We start from the raw sequence: 21,352 nt of genomic DNA, 5'->3' as shown, positions 1-21,352 counted from the left end.
TCTGTTCAGCGACCCAGCGGCTATTGCCCTGTGGCCTTGACACTTAGAGGACATAGAATAGAACAGATCAAATTGGTAATGTTGGGGCGGTCCATGGTCATTCTTGCTCTAGTAATTGCTGTGGGAGTGTTCGTGGGCTTTATGTCTCTTGTGGGGTCGCCCTCAGAGACCGAGACTGTGATCGGACTGATAGTCGCCGCAGTTTCATTTCTATTTGTTCTTATCACTGGATGGAAACTTCGGTCTAAAGTCCATGAAGATGACCAGACCCAAAGAATTGCAGCGCTGGAAAAGCAGATAGCAGCTTTGAAGGCCAAGACTTAGGTAAGGATCAGGCATGCAAAGCGGCCCAAACTTGCAGGTTTCTAGGCTGTTGCGGAAGGGGCCTGCAAACGAGCCGCGGCGTTTCTACATCTCGATGTCCTGTAAGCGGGCAGCTTCCAAAAAGAACCATTGCTAAGGCTCTGGCTGACAGAGGGGCGGGGCATCCACTGCGGTTTTAAGCGTCTTTAGCGTAGCACGCCTTCCGCGCTGCTCGCCTTTTCGTGGAGTTCCCCGCATGTCCTCCTCCCCCGACGCGCGCAGCCTGCGCAGGCGGTCCTTCCTCGCCGACACTCTGGCGCTGATCCTGTTCTTCACCACCACCGGCATCCTCAACGAGCGCTTCATTGCGGGCATGACTTGGGAGCAGGTGGTCCATGCCCGGCTTCTCGGGGCCGTGCTGATGGTGCCGGTCGGCCGACCCTATGGGCTGTGGCGCGACTGGCTGATGCAGCGGGCGGGGCCTTCCCGGCTGTCGCAGATCCTGTGGGACAGTCTGGCGCTGGTGAGCTTCCAGGTGCCGATCTATGCCGCCATCATCGCGATCAGCGGCGCTTCCGGCGGCGGTCTGCTGCGAGGAGTCCTCGGTGCCGCGCTGATGATGCTCTGTCTGGGCCGCCCCTATGGGGCCTTTCTCAACTTCGTGCGGGCGCGCTTCGGCCTGCCTCCGGGCGGCGACAAGCCGATGTCGCTGAACGTCTGAAGGACGTCACGCCCCGTTTCCGACGCGCGCTGTCGTGAAGCTCTGTCCCGGACCGCGACAAAATGTCTTAAGACTGTCTTAATGCCGTTAAGAATATCCTGTTCTATCAAACCCTTGTCCTCCTTTTCACGCGTGAAAATCCCCGCTGCCCGCCGCCGCCGCCGATCACCGCTTCTTCACCGCCGAGGCGCTGTCTCCCCTTTCCCCCGCCACCGACTTCGGGCTAGGTATCGCTCATGAGATGGTCGCTGCCGAATATCCTCACTGTCCTGCGTCTGCTGGCCGCGCCCGGCGTGGCGGTGATGTTCCTGTATTTCCACCGCCCCTGGGCCGACTGGTTCGCCCTCACCCTGTTCATCAGCGCCGCGATCACCGACTTCTTCGACGGCTACCTCGCCCGGCTCTGGAAGCAGGAATCGAAGTTCGGCGCCATGCTCGACCCGATCGCCGACAAGGCGATGGTGGTGATCGCCCTCGTGATCATCACCGGCTATTCCGGCATGAACCCCTGGCTGATCCTGCCCGTCACCCTCATCCTGTTCCGCGAGGTCTTCGTCGCCGGGCTGCGCGAATTCCTCGGGGCCAAGGCGGGGCTGCTGAAGGTCACGAAGCTCGCCAAGTGGAAGACCACCGCCCAGATGGTCGCCATCGCCGTCCTCTTCCTCGGCACCGGGCTCGAGCATCTCGAAGGCATCGCCCGCCGCGGCATGACCTGGGCCGAATATGCCCAGGCGGTCAGCGCCGGCGACGCCGACCCGATCCGCAGCTGCGGCATGCGGGGCTGTTCCTCCTACGCGACCTGGGTCGGGCTGACGCTGATCTGGATCGCGGCGGTGCTGACCTTCGTCACCGGGCTCGATTACTTCCTGAAGGCGCTGCCCTTCCTGAAGGACGACAAGAAATGATCGACGTGCTTTACTTCGCCTGGGTCCGCGAGCGGATCGGCCTGCCGCGCGAGCGGATCGAGACCGGGGCCGCCACGGTCAACGATCTGGTGGCCGAGTTGATCGCCCGCGAAGACCGCTACGCCGCCGCCTTCGCCGACACCTCCAGCCTGCGGGTCGCGCTGGATCAGGAGCTGGCCGAGTTCGACGCCCCCCTCGCCGGGGTGCGCGAGGTGGCCTTCTTCCCGCCGATGACCGGGGGCTGAGATGCGCGTCGCGGTGCAGGCCGAGCCCTTCGACTTCGGCGCCGAGGCCGCGGCCTTCGCGCGCGATCTGCCGGGGGCGGGGGCGGTCGTCACCTTCACCGGGCTGGTGCGCGACCTGTCGGGCGATCTGGCGGCGATGCAGATCGAGCATTATCCCGGCATGACCGAACGCGCCATCGCGGCGATCGCCGCGGAAGCCATGACCCGCTGGAGCCTCGTCGATTGCCTCGTGATCCACCGCCACGGCGACCTCGCCCCCGGCGAGACGATCATGATGGTGGCCACCGCCTCGGCCCATCGCGGCGACGCCTTCGCCGCGGCGGAGTTCCTGATGGATTACCTCAAGTCCCGCGCGCCCTTCTGGAAGAAGGAGGTCACCACCTCCGGCGCCGAATGGGTGGCGGCGAAGGACGCGGACGAGGACGCGCTGAAACGCTGGTAGGGCTTGCCAAGCCGCCCGGCCCGCCGCATTCTTTTCCCGAGCCGCGACGATGGCGTCGTCGCAGGGATCTTCCCGCCGCTTGCAGGGCAACCTGCCGTCGTCCTGCACGCCGGGATCTTTCGGGGTCCCGCCGCGGACTCCTCGCATGAGGTCTGACATGACGCTTGACCGTCCCGAACACTACCGCTTCCACAACGGCCACAAGGCCGCGCTGCCCTTCGCCGCCGAGGAATACGAGGCGCGGCTGGAAGGGCTGCGCGACCTCATGGAGATGCACGAGCTCGACGCGGTGGTGCTGACCTCGATGCACAACGTGGCCTATTACTCGGGCTTTCTCTACTGCTCCTTCGGGCGGCCCTATGCCTGCGTGGTGACGGCGAGTGACTGCACCACGATCAGCGCCGGGATCGACGCGGGCCAACCGTGGCGGCGCAGCTTCGGCGACAACATCACCTACACCGACTGGCAACGCGACAATTTCTGGCGCGTGGTCGCCTCGGTCGTGGGCACCGGCAAGGCGGTGGGGGTGGAGGCGGATCACCTGACCATGGTGCAGGCCGAGAAGCTGAACACCTTCCTCAAGCCGAAGCGCGGCATGGATATCGCCCCGGGCACGATGCAGCTCAGGATGATGAAATCGCCCGCCGAGATCGCGCTGATCCGGCAGGGGGCGCAGGTGGCGGATGTGGGCGGCTATGCGATTCGCGAGGCGATCCGGGTCGGCGCGCGCGAGATCGACGTGGCGATGGCCGGGCGCGACGCGATGGAGGCCGAGATCGCCCGGCGCTTTCCGGAGGCGGAATATCGCGACACCTGGGTCTGGTTCCAGTCGGGGATCAACACCGACGGGGCCCACAACCCGGTCACGGCGCGGAAGCTGGCCCGGGGCGATATCCTGTCGCTGAACTGCTTCCCGATGATCTCGGGTTATTACACCGCGCTGGAGCGGACGCTCTTCGTCGGCCAGTGCGATCCGGCCAGCCTGAAGATCTGGGAGGCCAATGTGGCGGCGCATGAATACGGCATGACGCTGCTGAAGCCGGGCAAAAGCTGCGCCGAGATCACCGGCGAGCTGAACGCCTTCCTCGCCGAGCGCGACCTGCTGCAATACCGCACCTTCGGCTATGGCCATTCCTTCGGGGTGCTGTCGCATTTCTATGGCCGCGAGGCGGGGCTGGAGTTGCGCGAGGATATCGACACGGTGCTGGAGCCGGGGATGGTGATCTCGATGGAGCCGATGCTGACGATTCCCGAAGGCCAGCCGGGGGCGGGGGGCTACCGCGAGCACGATATTCTCGTCGTGACCGAGGAGGGCAACGAGAACATCACCGGCTATCCCTACGGCCCATCCTTCAATATCGTCGGCTGAAACGGCTTTTCTGCCACAAAGGTGACCCCCGGATGCCACGTCCGGGGGTTTTTCTTCTTCCTCGGGCGGGGGCAGGGGTTGACGCCACGGGCATGGCGTGACGCTTCTGAGGGAGTATTTTCCAAAACAATCGAGTCAGCCGTGCGCCACAGCATTCTTCGTCTCGCTACTCTCGCGTCCCTGCTGTTTCTTGCAGCCTGCGCCGCCCCCGTTCCCGACCTTCCCAAGGATCACCCGCTTTACCCGGGGATTCAGGATGGCGAATTCTTCATCGAACCCGTGCCGACCCGCTATCTGACGCCCGACGCCGTGCGGGCGGAAGTTGCCTACAACGGCAGCGAAGACCCGGGCACCATCGTCGTCGATACCCATTCGCGGCGGCTCTACTACGTCATGGAGAACGGTCAGGCCATGCGCTATGCCATCGCCGTGGGCCGTCAGGGGCTGGCCTTCCGCGGTCAGGCGACCGTCGGGCGCAAGGCCGAATGGCCGTCGTGGACGCCGACGCAGAACATGATCCGCACCCAGCCGGAGATGTATGCCGATTATGCTGACGGTCTGCCGGGGGGCCTGTCGAACCCGCTCGGGGCGCGCGCGCTCTATCTCTACCGCGGTGGCCGGGACACCTATTTCCGCATTCATGGAACGGTCGACCGGGCCTCTATCGGCCATGCCACCTCGGCGGGCTGTATCCGTCTGTTCAATCAGGACGCCATCGACCTCTACGATCGTGTGGCGCTCGGGACCCGAGTGAAGGTGCGCACCGCCGAGGAGTCGCTGGCGCTGGAAGGCCCGTTCCATGACGATGCCTATGGCCGCGCCGTTCCGGGCCCGGCCCCCGAGACGGCAGCGCTGATGCCCGCGACGGGCACCGTGCTGAACTGAAGCTCGAAACTTCCCGACGCGCCGCAACCCGGCGCGTCGGGTCCGATCCGACTGCGGGAGGCCCGAGGCTTACCCGCGCGCGGGGCCTCAGCTGCGGATGACATAGTCCTTCAGCGTGGTTTCCTTCACCGTCCAGACGCCCTCGAACCCCGGGCGGATGACGTAGCTGTCGCCGGCGCGCAGCGTGACCGACTGGCCTTCGGTGTCGGTCAGCACGGAAACGCCTTCCAGAATATGCACATATTCCCACTCGGCGTAGCTGACCTTCCAGCTGCCCGGCGTCGATTGCCAGAGGCCGCAATAGAGCCCGTCGATGTCCTCGAGGTTCCATGTGGTGTGGACGGGATCGCCCTCCACCACGCGCTCGGCATCGGGGCGTTCGACCTCTGGGGTGATGTCGTCTCGGGTGAGGCGGGCAATCAGGCTCATGCGTCTGTCCTTCGAGTTGCAGCTTGCCGCAGGGGAGCGGGGAGCAGGGCTCCGGTCAAGCGGAAAGCGCGATGCTGCGCTGCAGCGGACATTCCGCTGGTGCGGCATGGGCCTGGCCGATATACCCGGACTGTCCGTTCCTCTTGAGGGAGAGCAAGAGAGATGAGTGCTTCCGCCCCGGTCCGCCAGCTGATGGCCGCCGATATCCAGGCCCGCAAGGGCGGCACGCCTCTGGTCTGCCTGACCGCCTATACCACGCCGATGGCCCGGCTGGTCGATGCGCATTGCGATCTGGCGCTGGTCGGCGACAGTCTGGGGATGGTGCTGCACGGCCTGCCCTCGACCATCGGTGTGACGATGGAGATGATGATCCTGCACGGCAAGGCGGTGGTGCGCGGCACGTCGAAGGCCATCGTGGTGATCGACATGCCCTTCGGCAGCTACGAGGAGAACCTGGCGCAGGCCTTCCGCAACGCGGCGCGGCTGATGGCCGAGACCGGCGCGGGGGCGGTGAAGCTGGAGGGCGGGGTGCAGATGGCCGAGACCATCCGCTTTCTCGTCGGGCGGGGCATTCCGGTGATGGCGCATGTCGGGCTGACGCCGCAGGCGGTGAACACGCTGGGCGGCTACAAGGTGCAGGGCCGCGATGCCGATGCCGAGCGGGTGATGGCCGATGCCAAGGCCGTGGCAGACGCGGGGGCGTTTTCGGTCGTGCTGGAGAAGGTGCCGGACGGGCTGTCGCGCCGGATCACCGAGGCGGTCGCGATCCCCACGGTGGGGATCGGCGCCTCGGCGGGCTGCGACGGGCAGGTGCTGGTGCTCGACGACATGCTGGGGCTGTTCACCGATTTCCGCCCGAAATTCGTCAAGCGCTTCGGCGAGCTGGGCCAGGCGGCCGACGAGGCGATCGCCGCCTATGCCGCCGAGGTCCGGGCGCGCAGCTTTCCGGCGGCCGAGCATGTGTTCCCCGATGTGTTGAAGGCCAAGAAGTGACCGTCGTCATCCTGCGGCGGGTTGCCGATCTGCGGACCATGGTGCGCGGCTGGAAGGCGGCGGGCCAGACGGTCGGCGTGGTGCCGACGATGGGCGCGCTGCACGAGGGGCATCTGAGCATCGCCCGCGCTGCCAAGGCGGGCTGCGACCGGGTGATCGTAACGATCTTCGTCAATCCCAAGCAGTTCAACAACCCAGCCGATCTGGAGAAATACCCCCGCACCGAAGACCGCGACGCGGCGCTGCTGGCGACGGTGGGGGTGGATGTGATCTTCGCGCCCTCGCCGGACGAGGTCTATCCGCCCGGCTTCGCCACGGGGGTCTCGGTCTCGGGTGTGAGCGCGCCGCTGGAAGGCGCGCATCGGCCCGGGCATTTCGACGGGGTGGCGACGGTGGTGGCCAAGCTCTTCGGCATGACCATGGCCGACCGCGCCTATTTCGGCGAGAAGGACTGGCAGCAGTTGCAGGTGGTGCAGCGGCTGGTGGCCGACCTGAACCTTCCGGTGGAGATCGTCGGCTGCGAGACGGTGCGCGAGGCCGATGGGCTGGCCATGTCGTCGCGCAATGCGCGGCTGTCGGAGGGCGGGCGCGCGATCGCCCCGGCGCTCCATCGCGAGATGCAGCGTGCGGCGGAGGCGATGCGCGCAGGCGTGCCGGTGGCGGCAGCGCTGGAGGAAGCGGCGGCGGCGGTGCAGGCGGCGGGGTTCGAGGCGGTCGATTACCTCGATCTGCGCAGCGCCGATCTGCTGGAGCCGATGACGGCGCTGAACGGGCCGGCGCGGCTTCTGGCGGCGGCGACGCTGGACGGGGTGCGGCTGATCGACAATATCGCGGTCTGAGGCGGGATCTCGGGGTGCTGCAAACAGCGACGCCCCGAACCGGAGTTCGGGGCGCGCGTCCTCCCGATCTGCTGCTTCGGGCCTCCCTTCCCTCCGCAGCTCGGTATTCGAATTCTCAGCCTGCAATCATTTCCGACTGCCGCACCACCACTTCTGCCTGTTTGATGGACGCTATGTCAACGAGTCTTCCGTTGTATACCGTGGCGCCTTCGCCCCGCGCCTTGGCGGCCTCCATCGCGGCGAGGATCTCGCGCGCTTCGGCCACGGCGGCCTCCGACGGCGTGAAGACCTCGTTGGCCAGCGCGACCTGCTTGGGGTGGATCGCCCATTTGCCGACCATGCCGAGCGTCGCCGAGCGGCGGGCCTGCGCCCGGAAGCCCTCGTCATCGCTGAAATCGCCGAAGGGCCCGTCCACCGGCAGCACGCCATGGGTGCGGCAGGCGGCGACGATGGCGACCTGCGCCCAGTGCCACGGGTCGGACCAGTGCTTCACGCCCTCGCGGATCATGTAGTAGTTTTCCTGCGTCCCGCCGATGCCGGTGGTCTGCATGCCCATGCTGGCGGCGAAATCGGCAGCGCCGAGGCTCATCGCCTGCAGCCGCGGCGAGGAGGCTGCAATCTCCTCGACATGGGCGATGCCCGCCGCCGATTCGATGATGACCTCGAAGCTGATCGGCTTGCGGCCCTTGGCACGCTCGATCGCCGTCACCAGCGCGTCGACGGCATAGACATCCGCCGCGCAGCCGACCTTGGGGATCATGATCTGGTCGAGCCGATCCCCCGCCTGCTCCAGCAGGTCGACGACATCGCGATACCAGAAGGGGGTGTCGAGCCCGTTGATGCGTACCGAGAGATGCTTGGCATTCCAGTCGAGCGTGTTGATCGCCTCGATGATGTTCGCCCGCGCCTGCGGCTTGTCGGCAGGCGCGACCGAATCCTCGAGATCGAGGTTGATCACATCCGCCGCCGATGCCGCCATCTTCGGAAACAGCGCCGGGCGCGAGCCGGGGCCGAAGAGTTGGCAGCGGTTGAGCCGGGCGGGAGGAGGGGGCTGGATGCGGAAGCTCATGGCGGCGCCTTGGCAAGTAAGTTACGTTTTAAGTTGTTGATTGGTTATATTATTGCTTCGAGACCTGCAAGGCTCATTTGCAGGTGCAGCATGAGATCTGCATCGTTGGGACGTGCCTTGCCGGAGGTTGCGCAAGAGACGGGCTGAGCGGCGGAATCTTCGGCAGATCGACGGCGCGCGCGAAGAATGTTGCTCATATCGCCCGCGCGGCGCCGCAGAATGCGATGCATTCCCGGCATGATTTCCGCATCATGCCTCGACATTTCAAAGGATGCGCCACGATGATCGAGACCCCCTACCTCCTGTTCCTGGGCGATGCGCCCGATCCGCTGGCCGCCAAGGTCGCGCAGGGCATCAAGGACTGGCGCCCGGAATATGCGGTGGGGCAGTTCCGCATGGAGGGCTGCAAAGCCGACATGGGGCTGCCCGACATGAGCCTCGCCGAGGCCAAGGCCGCGGGCTGCAAGACGCTGGTCATCGGGGTGGCGAACCGGGGCGGGGTGATCTCGCCCGCCTGGAAGAAGGTGCTGGTGGCGGCGCTGGAGGAAGGCTTCGATCTGGCCTCGGGGCTGCACAACCTGTTGCGCGACGAGGAGGATCTGGCGGCGGTGGCGCGGGCCTGCGGGCGGCAGCTGCATGATGTGCGGGTGCCGACGGTGGATTATCCGATCGCCAACGGCAAGAAGCGGGCGGGCAAGCGGATGCTGGCGGTTGGCACCGATTGCTCGATCGGCAAGATGTATACCGCGCTCTGCGTCGACAAGGAGATGCGGGCGCGCGGGCTGAAGTCGAGTTTCCGCGCCACGGGTCAGACCGGCATCCTGATCACCGGCGACGGCGTGCCGCTGGATGCGGTGATCGCGGATTTCATGGCGGGCTCCATCGAATACCTGACGCCGGACAACGACGCCGACCATTGGGATCTGATCGAGGGGCAGGGATCCCTGTTCCACGTCTCCTATTCCGGGGTGACGCTGGCCCTGATCCATGGCGGCCAGCCGGATGCGCTGATCATCTGCCACGAGCCGACCCGTGACCACATGCGCGGCCTGCCGGAGTACAAGCTGCCGAGCATCGAGGCGGTGCGCGACATGGCGCTGACGCTGGCGCGGGTGGCGAACCCGTCCTGCGTGGCGGTGGGCTGCTCGATCAACACCCAGCACATGAGCGATGCCGACGCCCTGGCCTATTGCGCCGAGGTCGAGGCCCGCACCGGCCTGCCGACCGTCGATCCGTTCCGTCATGGCGCGGGGCGGCTGGTCGACGCGCTGATCGCGGTCTGAGCCGGGTCGGGCGGCGGGGTTGACCCCGCGCCGCCCGTCCCGCACAAATTCCGGACCCAGCGGAGGCCTGCCATGATTACCGTTACCCGCGACACTTTCCGCCTTGCGGAAGTGTTCACCATCTCGCGCGGTTCGCGCACCGAGGCGAAGGTGCTCACCGTCCGCGTCACCCGCGGCGGGCTGACCGGCATCGGCGAATGCGTGCCCTATGCCCGCTACGGCGAGTCGCTCGACTCGGTGGCCGAGCAGATCGCCGGCCTGCCGGAGAACCTGACGCGGCACGACCTGCAATCGCTGCTGCCCGCCGGGGCGGCGCGCAATGCGGTGGATTGCGCGCTCTGGGATCTGGAGGCCAAGGACAGCGGCAAGCGGGTCTGGCAGCTGGCCGGGCTGCCCGCGCCGCAGCCGCAGATCACCGCCTTCACCCTGTCGCTCGACACGCCCGAGAACATGCGGGCGGCGGCGGCGAAACACGCGCATCGGCCGCTGCTGAAGATCAAGCTCGGCACGCCCGACGATATGCCGCGGCTGGAGGCGGTGCGGGCAGGCGCGCCAGCGACCACGATCATCGTCGATGCCAACGAGGGCTGGACGGCGGAGGTCTATACCGAGCTTGCGCCGCATCTGATCCGGCTGGGCGTGGCGCTGGTGGAGCAGCCCTTGCCTGCCGGGGCCGACGACATGCTGGCCGAGATCGCCCGCCCGCTGCCGGTCTGCGCCGACGAATCCTGCCACGACTGCCACTCGCTGCCCGGGCTGAAGGGCAAGTATGACGTGGTGAACCTGAAGCTCGACAAGACCGGTGGCTTCACCGAGGGGCTGGCGCTGCGCAAGGCGGCGCTTGAGGAGGGCTATGGGCTGATGGTGGGCTGCATGGTCGGCTCCAGCCTCGCCATGGCCCCGGCGACGCTGCTGGCGCAGGGGGCGTCTTACGTCGATCTTGACGGTCCGCTGCTTCTGGCAGAAGACCGCGAGACGCCGCTGGTCTTCGACGAGGCTGGCATCCACCCACCAACCGCCGCACTCTGGGGATAAGCATGAGCCGCACCGTCTATGTGAACGGGGAGTATCTTCCCGAAGCCGAAGCCACCGTCTCGATCTTCGACCGGGGCTTTCTCATGGCCGATGGCGTCTATGAGGTAACCTCCGTCCTCGGCGGCAAGCTCCTGGACTTCGACGGCCATTTCGCCCGGCTGGAGCGCAGCCTGCGCGAGCTGGACATGGCCTGCCCGGTCACCAAGGACGAGCTGCTGGCGATCCACCGCGAGTTGGTGGCGCAGAACGGGATCGACGAGGGCATGGTCTATCTGCAGGTCACCCGCGGCAATCCCGGCGACCGCGATTTCACCTTCCCGGATCCGGCGACCACGCCTTCGACGCTGGTGCTGTTCACCCAGTCGAAGCCGGGTCTGGCCGACAACCCGACCGCGAAGACCGGCATCAAGGTGATCTCGATCGAGGACATCCGCTGGGGCCGGCGCGACATCAAGACGGTGCAGCTGCTCTACCCGTCGATGGGCAAGATGATGGCCAAGAAGGCGGGCTGCGACGACGCCTGGATGGTCGAGGACGGCTTCGTCACCGAGGGCACCTCGAACAACGCCTATATCGTGAAGAAGGGCCGGATCATCACCCGCAACCTCGGCACCGACATCCTGCACGGCATCACCCGGGCGGCGGTGCTGCGGATGGCTCAGGAAGCGCAGATGGAGATCGAGGAGCGGCCCTTCACCGTGGCCGAGGCGCAGGCTGCCGACGAGGCCTTCTTCACCTCGGCCTCGGCCTTCGTGCTGCCGGTGGTGGAAATCGACGGCGCGGCCGTCGGCACGGGCGCGCCGGGCCCCGTCGCGGCGCGGCTGAGGGAAATCTATCTGGACGAAAGCCGCAAGACCGCGGTCTGAGCTGAAGGGGAAGGGCGCTCAGCCCTTCCCGCCCACGTTGCGGGCAAAGGCCACGTCGAAGGCGGCCTTCTGCTGCTCCGAGGCCTCGCGCTGGTTCTCGGCCACCCAGTCGGCATAGGGCATGCCGTAGTAGATCTCGCGCGCCTCGTCCTTGCCCATGTCGATGCCGCGGGCATTGGCTTCCTCCTGATACCAGCGGCTCAGGCAGTTGCGGCAGAAGCCCGCCAGGTTCATCAGGTCGATGTTCTGCACATCGCTGCGCTCGCGCAGGTGGTCGCGCAGGCGGCGGAAGGCGGCAGCCTCGAGCTCGAGGCGGGTCTGGTCGTCCATATGTCCTCCTCAGGCGGGCAGGGCCGCCAAGACTTCGGTCAGGATCGGCGCGAGCCGGTCGGCCCAGGCCTGCTGCTCCGCCTCCGTGCGGATCAGGTCGTGGCGCAGCTCGATCAGCGTGTTCTGCCGGCCGGTCTGCAAGGCGTGCCGGTCGATGGCGTCGCCCGGCAGATGACCGAGATAGGGTTGATTGTCGCCGACGCAAAGGTCCGGCTCGGCCTGCAGCCGCGCGATAAGCGGCAGGCTGAAGCGGGTGTCGAGATGCGAATGCAGCACGCCGATGTGCCAGGGCCGCGGGCTGCGCCCGTTCAGTCGCGGCGTGAAGGAGTGGATGGCGACGATCACCGTATCCGGCCGACGCGCCGCCAGACGCGCGAGCGCGGCGTGGTAGGGGCGGTGCAGGGTGTTCAGCCGACGCTCCACCTCCTGCGCATCGACATGGCGGTTGGCGGGGATGATCGTGCCGTCATAGAGCTTCATCACCAGCGTCGGATCGAGCTCGCCGCGGTTCGGGTCGATCACCAGCCGCGAGAAATCCGACAGGATTGCCGGGGCGTCCAGACGCTCGGCCAGCGCCCTCGTCACGCCTGCCGCACCGAGGTCATAGGCGATGTGCCGGCCCATCTCCTCGGGCGGCAGCCCCAGATCGCCGCCGTTCACATCGTCTGGCACCCGGTTGGTGGCGTGGTCGCAGGTGACGAGCCAGCGCGAGGCGCGGTCCTCGCCGAGGATCTCGTAGGCGGGCATCTTCGACCTTCCGCAAGAGGTTACAATCGCCGGTTTATGATCAAAGCGTGGAAAGCGCCAGTTGCCCCGCCCCCCCTTTTGGGCCATAAAACCCGCGGCCCACCACGATATCATATGTACTACAAGGGAACGAGGCAGCATGAGACGCCTTCGCAACGTAAAGATCGTGGCCACGCTGGGCCCGGCCTCCAACGACTACGCCACCATCCGCGCGCTGTTCGAGGCGGGCGCCGACGTGTTCCGTCTGAACATGAGCCACGGCACCCATGAGGAGCAGCGGGCCCGTCACGCGATCATCCGTCAGGTCGAGGCCGATACCGGCCTGCCGATCTGCATCCTCGCCGACCTTCAGGGGCCGAAGCTGCGCGTCGGTGTCTTCGCCAATGGATCGGAAGATCTGGTTGCCGGGGCCGACTTCCGGCTGGATCTCGATCCGGCGCCGGGCACGCTGATGCGGGTGAACCTGCCGCATCCCGAGATCTTCGCGGCGCTGGAGCCGGGCGCCTCGCTTCTGGTGAACGATGGCAAGATCCGCCTCGAAGTGACCGACTGCGGCGCCGATTTCGCCAACTGCAAGGTGACGGTCGGCGGCACCATCTCCAACCGCAAGGGCGTGAACGTGCCCGACGTGGTGCTGCCGCTGGCGGCGCTGTCGGACAAGGACCGCAAGGATCTGGAATTCGCCTGCGAGATGGGCGTGGACTGGCTGGCGCTGTCCTTCGTGCAGCGGCCCGAGGACGTGCTGGAAGCGCGCGAGCTGGCCAAGGGCCGTGCGGCGATCCTGTCGAAGATCGAGAAACCGGCGGCCGTGAAGGCCTATGACTCGATCCTCGCGGTGTCGGACGGGATCATGGTGGCGCGGGGCGATCTGGGGGTCGAGCTCCCGGTTCAGGCGGTGCCGCCGATCCAGAAGCGTCTGGTGCGCGGTGCGCGGGCAGCGGCCAAGCCGGTGATCGTTGCGACGCAGATGCTGGAATCGATGATCGAATCGCCGATGCCGACCCGCGCCGAGGTGTCGGACGTGGCGACGGCGATCTACGAGGGCGCCGATGCGATCATGCTCTCGGCGGAATCGGCGGCGGGCTCCTACCCGATCGAGGCGGTCACCACGATGAACAACGTGGCGATCTCGGTCGAGGGCGACCCGGTCTACCGCGACATCATCGAGGCGAGCCGCAGCGCGGTGCGTCAGACCGTGGCCGATGCCATCGTCTCCGCCGCGCGCGAGATCGCCGAGACCACCAACATCAAGGCGGTTTGCTGCTTCACCCAGACCGGCACCACGGTGTCGCTGGTGGCGCGCGAGCGTCCGCGGGTGCCGATCATGGCGCTGACCCCGCTGATGGAAACGGCGCGGCGTCTGTCGCTGACCTGGGGCACGCATTGCGTGATCACCGAGCCGCAGGAACGCTTCAAGGGCGCGGTGATCGCCGCTGCCCGCGCGGCGCTCTCCTACGGCTTTGCCCACGAGCACGAGCATATCCTCGTGGTCGCCGGGGTGCCGTTCAACGTGCAGGGGACGACCAACATCCTGCGCGTGGCACCCTGTGACGAACGGTTGATCTACCGCGGCGATCCCGAATAACCTCGCGCGATCCGGGGCGTTCCCGGACTGCGTGGGGAGGGTTCGGGATGGATGCCGATCTGATGCTCGTCGTGGGGGTGGTGCTGCTTGTGCTTGCGCTTCCCCCGCTGTTCTCGGCCTTTTCCGAAGGCAGGCCGCCCCGTGCCGCCGCCATCCTCGTGATGATCGGCGGCACGCTTCTGGTGCTGGCCCTGACCGGCCGGCCCGGCGGCTACCAGATCGCCGAGATCCCCAAGGTGTTTCTCACGGTGATCGGGCGCTATCTGAACTGATTTGCCCTTGCACGACCTGGCGCGCCCGCCTATACGGCGCGCTCTATACCCGCAGGACCGGCCGAGGTGGCATGCCGAGTCGTGCGTAAACCACTCGAAAGAGGAGATGGAAATGCCCAAGATGAAGACCAAGTCTGCGGCCAAGAAGCGTTTCAGCTTCACCGCAACCGGCAAGGTGAAGGCCGGTCCCGCCGGCAAGCGCCACGGCATGATCAAGCGCTCGACGAAATTCATCCGCGACGTGACCGGGACCATGATCCTGAACGCGTCGGATGCGAAGATCGTCAAGAAATACATGCCCTACGACCGGTAAGGAGAGCACCAGATGTCCCGCGTCAAATCCGGTGTGGTCACCCACGCCCGTCACCGCAAGGTGATCAAGGCTGCCAAAGGCTACTATGCCGCGCGCAGCACCAACTTCCGCACCGCCACTCAGGCCGTCGACAAGGCCAACCAGTACGCGACCCGCGACCGCAAGACCCGCAAGCGCAACTTCCGCGCGCTGTGGATCCAGCGGATCAACGCCGCCGTCCGTCTGTTCGACGTCGAGTTCACCTATTCGCGCTTCATCAACGGTCTGGCGAAAGCCGGGATCGAAGTGGACCGCAAGGTTCTGGCCGATCTCGCCGTGCACGAGCCCGAGGCGTTCAACGCCATCGCCGCTCAGGCGAAAGCCGCGCTGGCTTGAGCCCTCGCGCGGCTCTGGCCGCGCCGAGCCGATCTGCAGAAACCCCCGCGCCGCAAGGCGCGGGGGTTTTTCGTTTCGCGCCCAACGCCGGGGGGAGCCGCGCTGGGGGGCATCGAGCCCCCGCGCGCGGCGCTGCCGCAGACCCGAGGCCCGAGCCTTGCGCCTGGGGCGGGTCTGCGCCTCCGGCAGAGTGAGGCGGCAGGCTAAGCCTGTGCGACAGATGCAGGAATAAGAGTTTGGAGTTGCGCCCTGCTTCTGTCACGCTGGCGGGATCGGACAGGGGGAAAGCATGACAGCGATCATCGACTTTCTGAATACCGTCTTCTGGGGCTATGTGCTGATCTACGGGCTGCTGGCGGTCGGGCTCTATTTCTCGATCCGGCTGCGCTTCCAGCAGATCCTGCGCTTCGGCGAGATGTTCCGCGTGGTGACGCAGGCCCCCTCCACCGACAAGGAGGGGATCACCCCGTTCCAGTCGCTCTGCACCAGTCTGGCGAGCCGGGTCGGCACCGGCAATATCGCCGGGGTGGCGGTGGCGCTGAACCTCGGCGGGCCGGGGGCGATCTTCTGGATGTGGATGGTGGCGTTGGTCGGCATGGCGACGGCCTATGCGGAATCGACGCTGGCCCAGCTCTACAAGGTGCACGACCGCAGCGCCGAAGCGGCGGTCTATCGCGGGGGGCCGGCCTTCTACATCGCCCGCGGGCTGGGGCTGCCCTGGCTGGGCGGCGTGTTCTCGGTGTGCCTGATCCTGTCCTTCGGCCTCGTGTTCAACGCGGTGCAGGCCAACTCCATCGCGGATGCCATGGTCGGCGCCTTCGGCCTGCCGAAGCTGGTCACCGGCCTCGTGCTGGCGGGGCTGACGGCGATCGTCATCTTCGGCGGCATCCGCAAGATCGCCACCGTAGCGGAATATGTCGTGCCCTTCATGGCAGGCGGCTATCTTCTGGTCGCGCTCTATGTCGTCGTCACCCACATCACGCTGGTCCCGGGCATGTTCGGCACGATCATCGCCAATGCCTTCGGTCTGACCGAGGCGGCGGGGGGCATCGCGGGCGGGGTGGCCGCGGCGATGCTGAACGGGGTGAAGCGGGGGCTGTTCTCGAACGAGGCGGGGATGGGCTCGGCCCCCAACATCGCCGCCGCCGCGACGCCGAACCCGCATCACCCCTCCAGCCAGGGGCTGGTGCAGGCCCTGGGCGTCTTCATCGACACGCTGGTGATCTGTTCCTGCACGGCGATGATGATCCTTCTGTCGGATGTCTACATCCCCGGCGGCGAGGTCACCGGCACCCAGCTGACGCAGGCGGCGCTCGGCAGCCATATCGGCGCGGTCGGGCCCTATTTCATTGCGGTGGCGATCTTCTTCTTCGCCTTCACCTCGATCATCGGCAATTACGCCTATTCCGAGATGGCGATGTCCTTCCTCGGGGTCGGTGGCCGGACCGGGCTGATGGGGCTGCGGATCGTGGTGCTGGTCATGGTGGTCTGGGGCGCGCTGCAGGCGGTGGCCACGGTGTTCAACCTTGCCGATGCCTCTATGGGGCTGATGGCGACGATCAACCTGATTGCCATCGTCGCGCTCTCGGGCACGGTGGTGGCGCTGACGCGGCACTACTTCGCGCAGCGGGCGCTGGGGCAGGAGCCGACCTTCCATATCGCCGATCATCCGGAACTGGCGCGCGGCGTCGATCGCGACATCTGGAAGTGACCCGGTTTGCATCGTCCGGTCCTTGTGCTAGCTAGACGCCGCACGAGGACCGGAGAGAGACGATGGACGGGTTGGACGCGCTGAAGGGCAAGTATCTGGAAGGCATCGCCTCTGCCGCCGACGAGGCTGCGCTGGAGGATCTGCGTCTGGCGGCGCTGGGCAAGAAGGGCGAGATCAGCCTGAAGATGCGCGAGCTGGGCGGCATGGACCCGGTGCTGCGGCAATCGACGGGTGCGGCGCTGAACGTTCTGAAGGACGAGATCGACGCGGCGCTGCGTGCCAAGAAGGCGGCGCTCGGCGATGCGGCGCTGGACGAGCGGCTGCGCTCGGAATGGCTGGACGTGACGCTGCCGGGGCGGCCGCGGCGTCAGGGCACGATCCATCCGGTGAGCCAGGTGATGGCCGAGCTGACGGCGATCTTCGCCGACATGGGCTTTGCCGTGGCCGAGGGGCCGCAGGTCGAGAGCGACTGGTACAATTTCGATGCGCTGAACATCCCGCCGGAGCATCCGGCGCGGCAGGAGCATGACACCTTCTTCATGAACCGCGCCGAGGGCGACAACCGCCCGCCGCATGTGCTGCGCACCCATACCTCGCCGGTGCAGATCCGCGCCATGACCGAGCAGGGCGCGCCGATCCGTGTCATCGCACCGGGCCGCGTCTACCGGATGGACATGGACCAGACCCACACGCCGATGTTCCATCAGGTCGAAGGGCTGGCGATCGACCGCGACATCTCGATGGCGAACCTGAAATGGGTGCTGGAAGAGTTCTGCCGTGCCTTCTTCGAGGTGCCCTCGGTCGAGCTGCGCTTCCGCGCCTCGCATTTCCCCTTCACCGAGCCTTCGGCCGAAGTCGATATCCGCTGCTCTTGGGAGGACGGACAGCTGAAGATCGGCGAGGGCGACGGCTGGCTGGAGATCCTCGGCTCGGGGATGGTGCACCCGAAGGTGCTGGCGGCGGCGGGGGTGGACCCGACCGAGTGGCAGGGCTTCGCCTTCGGCATGGGCATCGACCGGATCGCCATGCTGAAATACGGCATTCCCGATCTGCGGGCCTTCTTCGAGTCCGATCTGCGCTGGCTGCGTCACTATGGCTTTGCCGCACTGGACATGCCGGACTTGGCGGGGGGCCTGAGCCGCTGATACCCTGACCGAAACTTGGTAAAGGTTTCGGTCATGGTTCCTGTCCAACAGCTCATCACCTTCCAGAACATCCTCGGCGCGACGGCGGTCGTCTGGTACTTCACCGCCGTCTACTATTTGGAGCTGCGCCGCCAGTTCCGCTTTCCCGAATATCCATTCGCCGCGCGCTTCCCTCTCTGGCGGCGACGCATGAAGCTTTACGCCCGGCTGCAGGCGGCGGCGCCCGACAACGTGTCGGATCGTGGGCCGGAGGCGCAGGAGGTGCTGCTCGGCTCGCTGCGCAAGGTGGAGACCCGCACGGCAACGCTGGCGGCGCTCTGGGGCATCGTGCTCGTCGGGCTGGTCGTGCTGTCGCTGGTGCAACGCAACTGGCAGGCCGGGCAGCTTCTGATGGCGGCGCTGGCGGTGTGGAGCGTGCCCTATGCGGCGCGGCTGGTGATCGGCATCTCGCAGATCGACCAGCTCGAGACCCACAAGATGATGACCCGCAGCAGCGACGACACGGCGGCGGCGGGGCTTCTGCAGGATCAGCTGATCCAGGATCTGTTCGACAAGGAGCTGGCCTTCCGCTTCTCGGCCTTCGGCTTCCGGGCGCTGGTGGTGCTGCTGCTGGCGGGCGCGGTGATCTGGTTCGCTTCGCTGGGCTCGCTTCCCGCGCTGCGCTGGTAGGCAGGTCTTTGCAACGAGGGCTGCGCCCGGGCCTGAAGGCTGCGGGCGCTTTCCCATGCGCAGGAGAGGCCGTTAGGGCAGGAGCGCCACGAGCAGCGCGAGGCCACGGCTGGCGCTGTCGGTCATCAGTAGGAGGCCGGTTGCGCCCATGATGAGGCAGAGCCGCAGCGGGCGGGGCGGTTTTCGATCGCGCGGGATCTCGAGATATTTTTCCATCCCGGCTGAATAGAATCAAATACTTAATAAATCGTAACCAAACCTTGCGGCGCGATGTCCCCGCCGCGCGCTCCAAGCCCGGACTTCCCCTTGCCGCGGCTTTGCGCTAAGGCCAAGCCGCAATCTAATCCGAGGGGCACGCGCATGAAATTCACCCTGTCCTGGCTCAAGGATCACCTCGATACCGAGGCCAAGCTGGAAGATCTGCTCTACGCGCTGACCGATCTCGGGCTCGAGGTCGAGGGCGTCGAGAACCCGGAGAAGATTCTGGGGGCCTTCCGTACCTGCCGCGTCATCGAGGCGCAGCCCCATCCGAACGCGGACCGCCTGCGGCTCTGCCGGGTGGAAACCTGGCCGAACGGTCCGGAGGCGGCCTCGGAAGAGGTGCAGGTGGTCTGCGGCGCGCCGAATGCGCGCACGGGGCTCGTCGGCGTCTTCGCCCCTGTCGGCACTCATGTGCCGGGCACCGGGGTGGATCTGAAGCCGGGGGTGATCCGCGGGGTCGAGTCGAACGGCATGCTCTGCTCGGAGCGCGAGCTGATGCTGTCGGACGACCATGACGGCATCATCGATCTGCCCGAGGATACGCCGCTCGGCGTGCGGCTGATCGACCTGCGCGGGCTGAACGACCCGATGATCGACGTTAAGGTCACCCCGAACCGCCCCGACGCGCTGGGAATCCGCGGCATCGCCCGGGATCTGGCGGCGCGCGGGCTCGGCGTGCTGAAACCGCTGGAGATCACGCCGGTCGCGGGAGGCTTCGCCTCGTCGGTCTCGGTGACGATCGATGCGGCGCTGAAGCAGAAGGGCTGCCCGCTCTTCGCCGGGCGGGTGATCCGCGGCGTGAAGAACGGCCCGTCGCCCGACTGGCTGCAGACCCGGCTGCGGGCCATCGGGCTCAGGCCGATCTCGACCCTGGTCGATGTCACCAACTACTTCACCTTCGCGGTGAACCGCCCGCTGCATGTCTTCGACCTGGCCAAGCTGGAAGGCGGGCTGCGCATCCATGCGGCCGAGGGCGGCGAGACGCTGCAGGCGCTGGACGGCAAGACCTACACGTTGCGCACCGGGCAGATGCTGATCTCCGACGACCGGGCGCCGCAGTCGCTGGCCGGGATCATGGGCGGCGAGGCCTCGGGCTGCACCGAGGAGACGACCGATGTCTTCCTCGAATCGGCCTTCTGGGATCCGATCACCATCGCCGCCACCGGGCGGGCGCTGAAGATCAATTCCGATGCGCGCTATCGTTTCGAGCGGGGCGTCGATCCGGCCTTCACCCTGCCGGGGTTGGAGCTGGCGACGCAGATGGTGCTGGACCTCTGCGGCGGCGAGGCCTCCGAGGTGGTGGTGGATGGCGCTGTGCCGGATACGGCGCGGGCCTACCGGCTCGATCCTGCGCGGGTGGTCAGCCTCGTCGGGATGGACATCCCGGAGGACGAGCAGCGCCGCACGCTGGAGGCTCTGGGCTTCACGCTGGACGGCGACATGGCCTCGGTGCCGAGCTGGCGGCCCGATGTGCTGGGCGAGGCGGATCTGATCGAGGAGATCGCCCGCGTCGCCTCGCTGTCGTTGCTGCAGGGCAAGCCGCTGCCGCGTCGCGAGGCGGGGGTGCCGAAGCCGATCCTGACGCCGCTGCAGGTGCGCGAGCAGACGGCGCGGCGCATGTTGGCCTCGCTCGGCTACAATGAATGCGTGACCTACAGCTTCATCGATTCCGAGGCGGCGACGCTGTTCGGCGGCGGGTCGGATGCGGTGCGGATGGAGAACCCGATCTCGTCCGAGATGACCCATCTGCGTCCCGACCTGCTGCCGGGGCTGCTGCGCGCCGCCGCCCGCAATCAGGCGCGCGGCTTCGCCGACATGGCGCTTTGCGAGATCGGCCCGGCCTTCCACGGCGGCGAGCCGGGCGAGCAGCATCTGCAGGCCACCGGCCTGCTGGTCGGCGCCTCGGCGCCGCGCGACGCCTTCGGCTCGCGCCGCCCGGTCGATCTCTACGACGCCAAGGCGGATGTGGAGGCGGTGCTGGCGGCGATCGGCGCGCCGGCGCGGATGCAGATCACCCGCAAGGTCGCCGCGTGGTGGCATCCGGGCCGGTCGGGGGTGATCGGGCTGGGGCCGAATGTGCTCGCCAGCTTCGGCGAGGTGCATCCGCGCATCCTGCAGGCGATGGATGTGAAGGGGCCTGCGGTCGCCTTCACTGTGATGGTGGCCAATGTGCCGCTGCCCAAGGTGAAGACGCCGACCCGCCCGGCGCTGAAGCTGGCCGATCTTCAGGCGGTGGAGCGGGACTTCGCCTTCGTCGTCGACAAGGGCGTGGAGGCGCTGACGCTGGTGAACGCCGCTCAGGGCGCCGACAAGGCGCTGATCGAGAGCGTGCGGGTCTTCGACCAGTTCGGCGGCGAGAAGGCCGAGGCGCAGATGGGCGCGGGCAAGAAGTCGCTGGCGATCACCGTGCGGCTGCAGCCGACCGACAAGACCCTGACCGAGAAGGACATCGAGGCGGTCTCGGCCAAGATCGTCGACAAGGTGGCGAAGGCGACGGGCGGCACGTTGCGCGGCTGAACCGGGCCTACAGCGATGACAGAAGCGGCCTCCGGGCCGCTTC

Annotated in this window: 24 protein-coding genes; 19 read left to right on the top strand and 5 right to left on the bottom strand. The window is 66.9% G+C overall.

Annotated elements, in window-relative coordinates:
- Window positions 1-559: 559 nt before the first annotated feature.
- From alaE to AC3A5Z_RS19995, 6 genes are all read left to right on the top strand, one after another.
- Complete coding sequence (alaE, locus tag AC3A5Z_RS20020) at window positions 560-1,024, top strand: L-alanine exporter AlaE (RefSeq protein ID WP_487521065.1); 465 nt, start codon at window positions 560-562, stop codon at window positions 1,022-1,024.
- Between the two features lie 236 nt (window positions 1,025-1,260).
- Window positions 1,261-1,929, top strand: a complete 669-nt coding sequence (gene pgsA, locus AC3A5Z_RS20015; protein ID WP_487521064.1) for a CDP-diacylglycerol--glycerol-3-phosphate 3-phosphatidyltransferase — start codon at window positions 1,261-1,263, stop codon at window positions 1,927-1,929.
- Window positions 1,926-2,174: a molybdopterin converting factor subunit 1 gene (gene moaD / locus AC3A5Z_RS20010; protein ID WP_136791960.1), complete on the top strand. Its 249-nt coding sequence runs from the start codon at window positions 1,926-1,928 to the stop codon at window positions 2,172-2,174. Before pgsA ends, moaD begins: the two co-directional genes overlap by 4 nt.
- A gap of 1 nt (window position 2,175) precedes the next feature.
- Window positions 2,176-2,616 carry a molybdenum cofactor biosynthesis protein MoaE gene (locus tag AC3A5Z_RS20005; RefSeq protein ID WP_487521063.1) on the top strand — a complete coding sequence of 147 codons (441 nt, stop codon included), beginning with the start codon at window positions 2,176-2,178 and terminating at the stop codon, window positions 2,614-2,616.
- Between the two features lie 157 nt (window positions 2,617-2,773).
- Entirely contained in the window at window positions 2,774-3,985 is a 1,212-nt protein-coding gene (locus tag AC3A5Z_RS20000; RefSeq protein WP_487521062.1) for a M24 family metallopeptidase, read from the top strand.
- 141 nt (window positions 3,986-4,126) lie between these two features.
- Window positions 4,127-4,870, top strand: coding sequence for a L,D-transpeptidase (locus tag AC3A5Z_RS19995; RefSeq protein ID WP_487521061.1), 744 nt, complete (start codon window positions 4,127-4,129; stop codon window positions 4,868-4,870).
- Window positions 4,871-4,957: 87 nt separating this feature from the next.
- Here the strand turns inward: AC3A5Z_RS19995 and AC3A5Z_RS19990 are convergent, their stop codons facing one another.
- Entirely contained in the window at window positions 4,958-5,299 is a 342-nt protein-coding gene (locus tag AC3A5Z_RS19990; protein WP_487521060.1) for a cupin domain-containing protein, read from the bottom strand.
- 162 nt (window positions 5,300-5,461) lie between these two features.
- Between AC3A5Z_RS19990 and panB the strand changes: the two genes are divergently transcribed.
- Both panB and panC read left to right on the top strand, forming a co-directional pair.
- Window positions 5,462-6,292 carry a 3-methyl-2-oxobutanoate hydroxymethyltransferase gene (gene panB / locus AC3A5Z_RS19985; protein WP_487521059.1) on the top strand — a complete coding sequence of 277 codons (831 nt, stop codon included), beginning with the start codon at window positions 5,462-5,464 and terminating at the stop codon, window positions 6,290-6,292.
- The gene (panC, locus tag AC3A5Z_RS19980; protein WP_487521058.1) at window positions 6,289-7,131 is read left to right on the top strand and encodes a pantoate--beta-alanine ligase; all 843 of its coding nucleotides are present in this window, start codon (window positions 6,289-6,291) and stop codon (window positions 7,129-7,131) included. Before panB ends, panC begins: the two co-directional genes overlap by 4 nt.
- Before the next feature lie 115 nt (window positions 7,132-7,246).
- On the opposite strand, the gene AC3A5Z_RS19975 is transcribed toward panC, so the two are convergent.
- The gene (locus AC3A5Z_RS19975) at window positions 7,247-8,200 is read right to left on the bottom strand and encodes an L-malyl-CoA/beta-methylmalyl-CoA lyase (protein ID WP_487521057.1); all 954 of its coding nucleotides are present in this window, start codon (window positions 8,198-8,200) and stop codon (window positions 7,247-7,249) included.
- A 281-nt stretch (window positions 8,201-8,481) separates the two neighbouring features.
- On the opposite strand from AC3A5Z_RS19975, the gene dgcN reads away from it, so the two are divergent.
- The 3 genes from dgcN to AC3A5Z_RS19960 all read left to right on the top strand — a co-directional run bounded on the left by dgcN (window position 8,482) and on the right by AC3A5Z_RS19960 (window position 11,384).
- On the top strand, window positions 8,482-9,483 hold the full coding sequence (dgcN, locus tag AC3A5Z_RS19970; protein WP_487521056.1) for an N-acetyltransferase DgcN: 1,002 nt from the start codon (window positions 8,482-8,484) through the stop codon (window positions 9,481-9,483).
- A 72-nt stretch (window positions 9,484-9,555) separates the two neighbouring features.
- Window positions 9,556-10,518: an N-acetyl-D-Glu racemase DgcA gene (gene dgcA, locus AC3A5Z_RS19965; protein WP_487521055.1), complete on the top strand. Its 963-nt coding sequence runs from the start codon at window positions 9,556-9,558 to the stop codon at window positions 10,516-10,518.
- A 2-nt stretch (window positions 10,519-10,520) separates the two neighbouring features.
- Window positions 10,521-11,384 carry a D-amino-acid transaminase gene (locus tag AC3A5Z_RS19960; RefSeq protein WP_487521054.1) on the top strand — a complete coding sequence of 288 codons (864 nt, stop codon included), beginning with the start codon at window positions 10,521-10,523 and terminating at the stop codon, window positions 11,382-11,384.
- A gap of 18 nt (window positions 11,385-11,402) precedes the next feature.
- Here the strand turns inward: AC3A5Z_RS19960 and AC3A5Z_RS19955 are convergent, their stop codons facing one another.
- A complete protein-coding gene (locus AC3A5Z_RS19955) occupies window positions 11,403-11,714 on the bottom strand; it encodes a DUF1244 domain-containing protein (RefSeq protein WP_487521053.1) in 312 nt (103 codons plus the stop codon).
- Between the two features lie 9 nt (window positions 11,715-11,723).
- Window positions 11,724-12,461: an N-formylglutamate amidohydrolase gene (locus tag AC3A5Z_RS19950; RefSeq protein WP_487521052.1), complete on the bottom strand. Its 738-nt coding sequence runs from the start codon at window positions 12,459-12,461 to the stop codon at window positions 11,724-11,726.
- A gap of 139 nt (window positions 12,462-12,600) precedes the next feature.
- Between AC3A5Z_RS19950 and pyk the strand changes: the two genes are divergently transcribed.
- The 7 genes from pyk to AC3A5Z_RS19915 all read left to right on the top strand — a co-directional run bounded on the left by pyk (window position 12,601) and on the right by AC3A5Z_RS19915 (window position 18,531).
- A complete protein-coding gene (gene pyk, locus AC3A5Z_RS19945) occupies window positions 12,601-14,046 on the top strand; it encodes a pyruvate kinase (protein ID WP_487521051.1) in 1,446 nt (481 codons plus the stop codon).
- A 47-nt stretch (window positions 14,047-14,093) separates the two neighbouring features.
- Window positions 14,094-14,318, top strand: coding sequence for a hypothetical protein (locus AC3A5Z_RS19940; protein ID WP_487521050.1), 225 nt, complete (start codon window positions 14,094-14,096; stop codon window positions 14,316-14,318).
- Window positions 14,319-14,430: 112 nt separating this feature from the next.
- On the top strand, window positions 14,431-14,631 hold the full coding sequence (rpmI, locus tag AC3A5Z_RS19935; RefSeq protein WP_107662607.1) for a 50S ribosomal protein L35: 201 nt from the start codon (window positions 14,431-14,433) through the stop codon (window positions 14,629-14,631).
- A gap of 12 nt (window positions 14,632-14,643) precedes the next feature.
- Entirely contained in the window at window positions 14,644-15,006 is a 363-nt protein-coding gene (rplT, locus tag AC3A5Z_RS19930) for a 50S ribosomal protein L20 (RefSeq protein WP_107662606.1), read from the top strand.
- A gap of 289 nt (window positions 15,007-15,295) precedes the next feature.
- A complete protein-coding gene (locus AC3A5Z_RS19925) occupies window positions 15,296-16,717 on the top strand; it encodes an alanine/glycine:cation symporter family protein (protein WP_487521049.1) in 1,422 nt (473 codons plus the stop codon).
- Between the two features lie 71 nt (window positions 16,718-16,788).
- The gene (pheS, locus tag AC3A5Z_RS19920; RefSeq protein ID WP_487521180.1) at window positions 16,789-17,862 is read left to right on the top strand and encodes a phenylalanine--tRNA ligase subunit alpha; all 1,074 of its coding nucleotides are present in this window, start codon (window positions 16,789-16,791) and stop codon (window positions 17,860-17,862) included.
- 33 nt (window positions 17,863-17,895) lie between these two features.
- Window positions 17,896-18,531, top strand: a complete 636-nt coding sequence (locus AC3A5Z_RS19915) for a hypothetical protein (protein WP_487521048.1) — start codon at window positions 17,896-17,898, stop codon at window positions 18,529-18,531.
- A 72-nt stretch (window positions 18,532-18,603) separates the two neighbouring features.
- On the opposite strand, the gene AC3A5Z_RS19910 is transcribed toward AC3A5Z_RS19915, so the two are convergent.
- A complete protein-coding gene (locus tag AC3A5Z_RS19910) occupies window positions 18,604-18,747 on the bottom strand; it encodes a hypothetical protein (protein WP_487521047.1) in 144 nt (47 codons plus the stop codon).
- 144 nt (window positions 18,748-18,891) lie between these two features.
- On the opposite strand from AC3A5Z_RS19910, the gene pheT reads away from it, so the two are divergent.
- A complete protein-coding gene (pheT, locus tag AC3A5Z_RS19905) occupies window positions 18,892-21,309 on the top strand; it encodes a phenylalanine--tRNA ligase subunit beta (RefSeq protein WP_487521046.1) in 2,418 nt (805 codons plus the stop codon).
- Window positions 21,310-21,352 lie beyond the last annotated feature (43 nt).

Source organism: Cereibacter sp. Soil_C_27, from assembly GCF_057657095.1.
This window is presented reverse-complemented; position numbering and strand designations above follow the sequence as displayed.

Coding starts and splice junctions, on each gene's coding strand:
- AC3A5Z_RS19910 (WP_487521047.1), bottom strand. CDS start 18,747: ATGGAAAAATATCTCGAGATCCCGCGCGATCGAAAACCGCCCCGCCCG.
- pgsA (WP_487521064.1), top strand. CDS start 1,261: ATGAGATGGTCGCTGCCGAATATCCTCACTGTCCTGCGTCTGCTGGCC.
- AC3A5Z_RS19955 (WP_487521053.1), bottom strand. CDS start 11,714: ATGGACGACCAGACCCGCCTCGAGCTCGAGGCTGCCGCCTTCCGCCGC.
- AC3A5Z_RS19940 (WP_487521050.1), top strand. CDS start 14,094: ATGGATGCCGATCTGATGCTCGTCGTGGGGGTGGTGCTGCTTGTGCTT.
- AC3A5Z_RS20005 (WP_487521063.1), top strand. CDS start 2,176: ATGCGCGTCGCGGTGCAGGCCGAGCCCTTCGACTTCGGCGCCGAGGCC.
- dgcN (WP_487521056.1), top strand. CDS start 8,482: ATGATCGAGACCCCCTACCTCCTGTTCCTGGGCGATGCGCCCGATCCG.
- AC3A5Z_RS19990 (WP_487521060.1), bottom strand. CDS start 5,299: ATGAGCCTGATTGCCCGCCTCACCCGAGACGACATCACCCCAGAGGTC.
- alaE (WP_487521065.1), top strand. CDS start 560: ATGTCCTCCTCCCCCGACGCGCGCAGCCTGCGCAGGCGGTCCTTCCTC.
- AC3A5Z_RS19960 (WP_487521054.1), top strand. CDS start 10,521: ATGAGCCGCACCGTCTATGTGAACGGGGAGTATCTTCCCGAAGCCGAA.
- AC3A5Z_RS19925 (WP_487521049.1), top strand. CDS start 15,296: ATGACAGCGATCATCGACTTTCTGAATACCGTCTTCTGGGGCTATGTG.
- moaD (WP_136791960.1), top strand. CDS start 1,926: ATGATCGACGTGCTTTACTTCGCCTGGGTCCGCGAGCGGATCGGCCTG.
- AC3A5Z_RS19975 (WP_487521057.1), bottom strand. CDS start 8,200: ATGAGCTTCCGCATCCAGCCCCCTCCTCCCGCCCGGCTCAACCGCTGC.
- rplT (WP_107662606.1), top strand. CDS start 14,644: ATGTCCCGCGTCAAATCCGGTGTGGTCACCCACGCCCGTCACCGCAAG.
- rpmI (WP_107662607.1), top strand. CDS start 14,431: ATGCCCAAGATGAAGACCAAGTCTGCGGCCAAGAAGCGTTTCAGCTTC.
- AC3A5Z_RS20000 (WP_487521062.1), top strand. CDS start 2,774: ATGACGCTTGACCGTCCCGAACACTACCGCTTCCACAACGGCCACAAG.
- panB (WP_487521059.1), top strand. CDS start 5,462: ATGAGTGCTTCCGCCCCGGTCCGCCAGCTGATGGCCGCCGATATCCAG.
- AC3A5Z_RS19915 (WP_487521048.1), top strand. CDS start 17,896: ATGGTTCCTGTCCAACAGCTCATCACCTTCCAGAACATCCTCGGCGCG.
- pyk (WP_487521051.1), top strand. CDS start 12,601: ATGAGACGCCTTCGCAACGTAAAGATCGTGGCCACGCTGGGCCCGGCC.
- AC3A5Z_RS19950 (WP_487521052.1), bottom strand. CDS start 12,461: ATGCCCGCCTACGAGATCCTCGGCGAGGACCGCGCCTCGCGCTGGCTC.
- dgcA (WP_487521055.1), top strand. CDS start 9,556: ATGATTACCGTTACCCGCGACACTTTCCGCCTTGCGGAAGTGTTCACC.
- pheT (WP_487521046.1), top strand. CDS start 18,892: ATGAAATTCACCCTGTCCTGGCTCAAGGATCACCTCGATACCGAGGCC.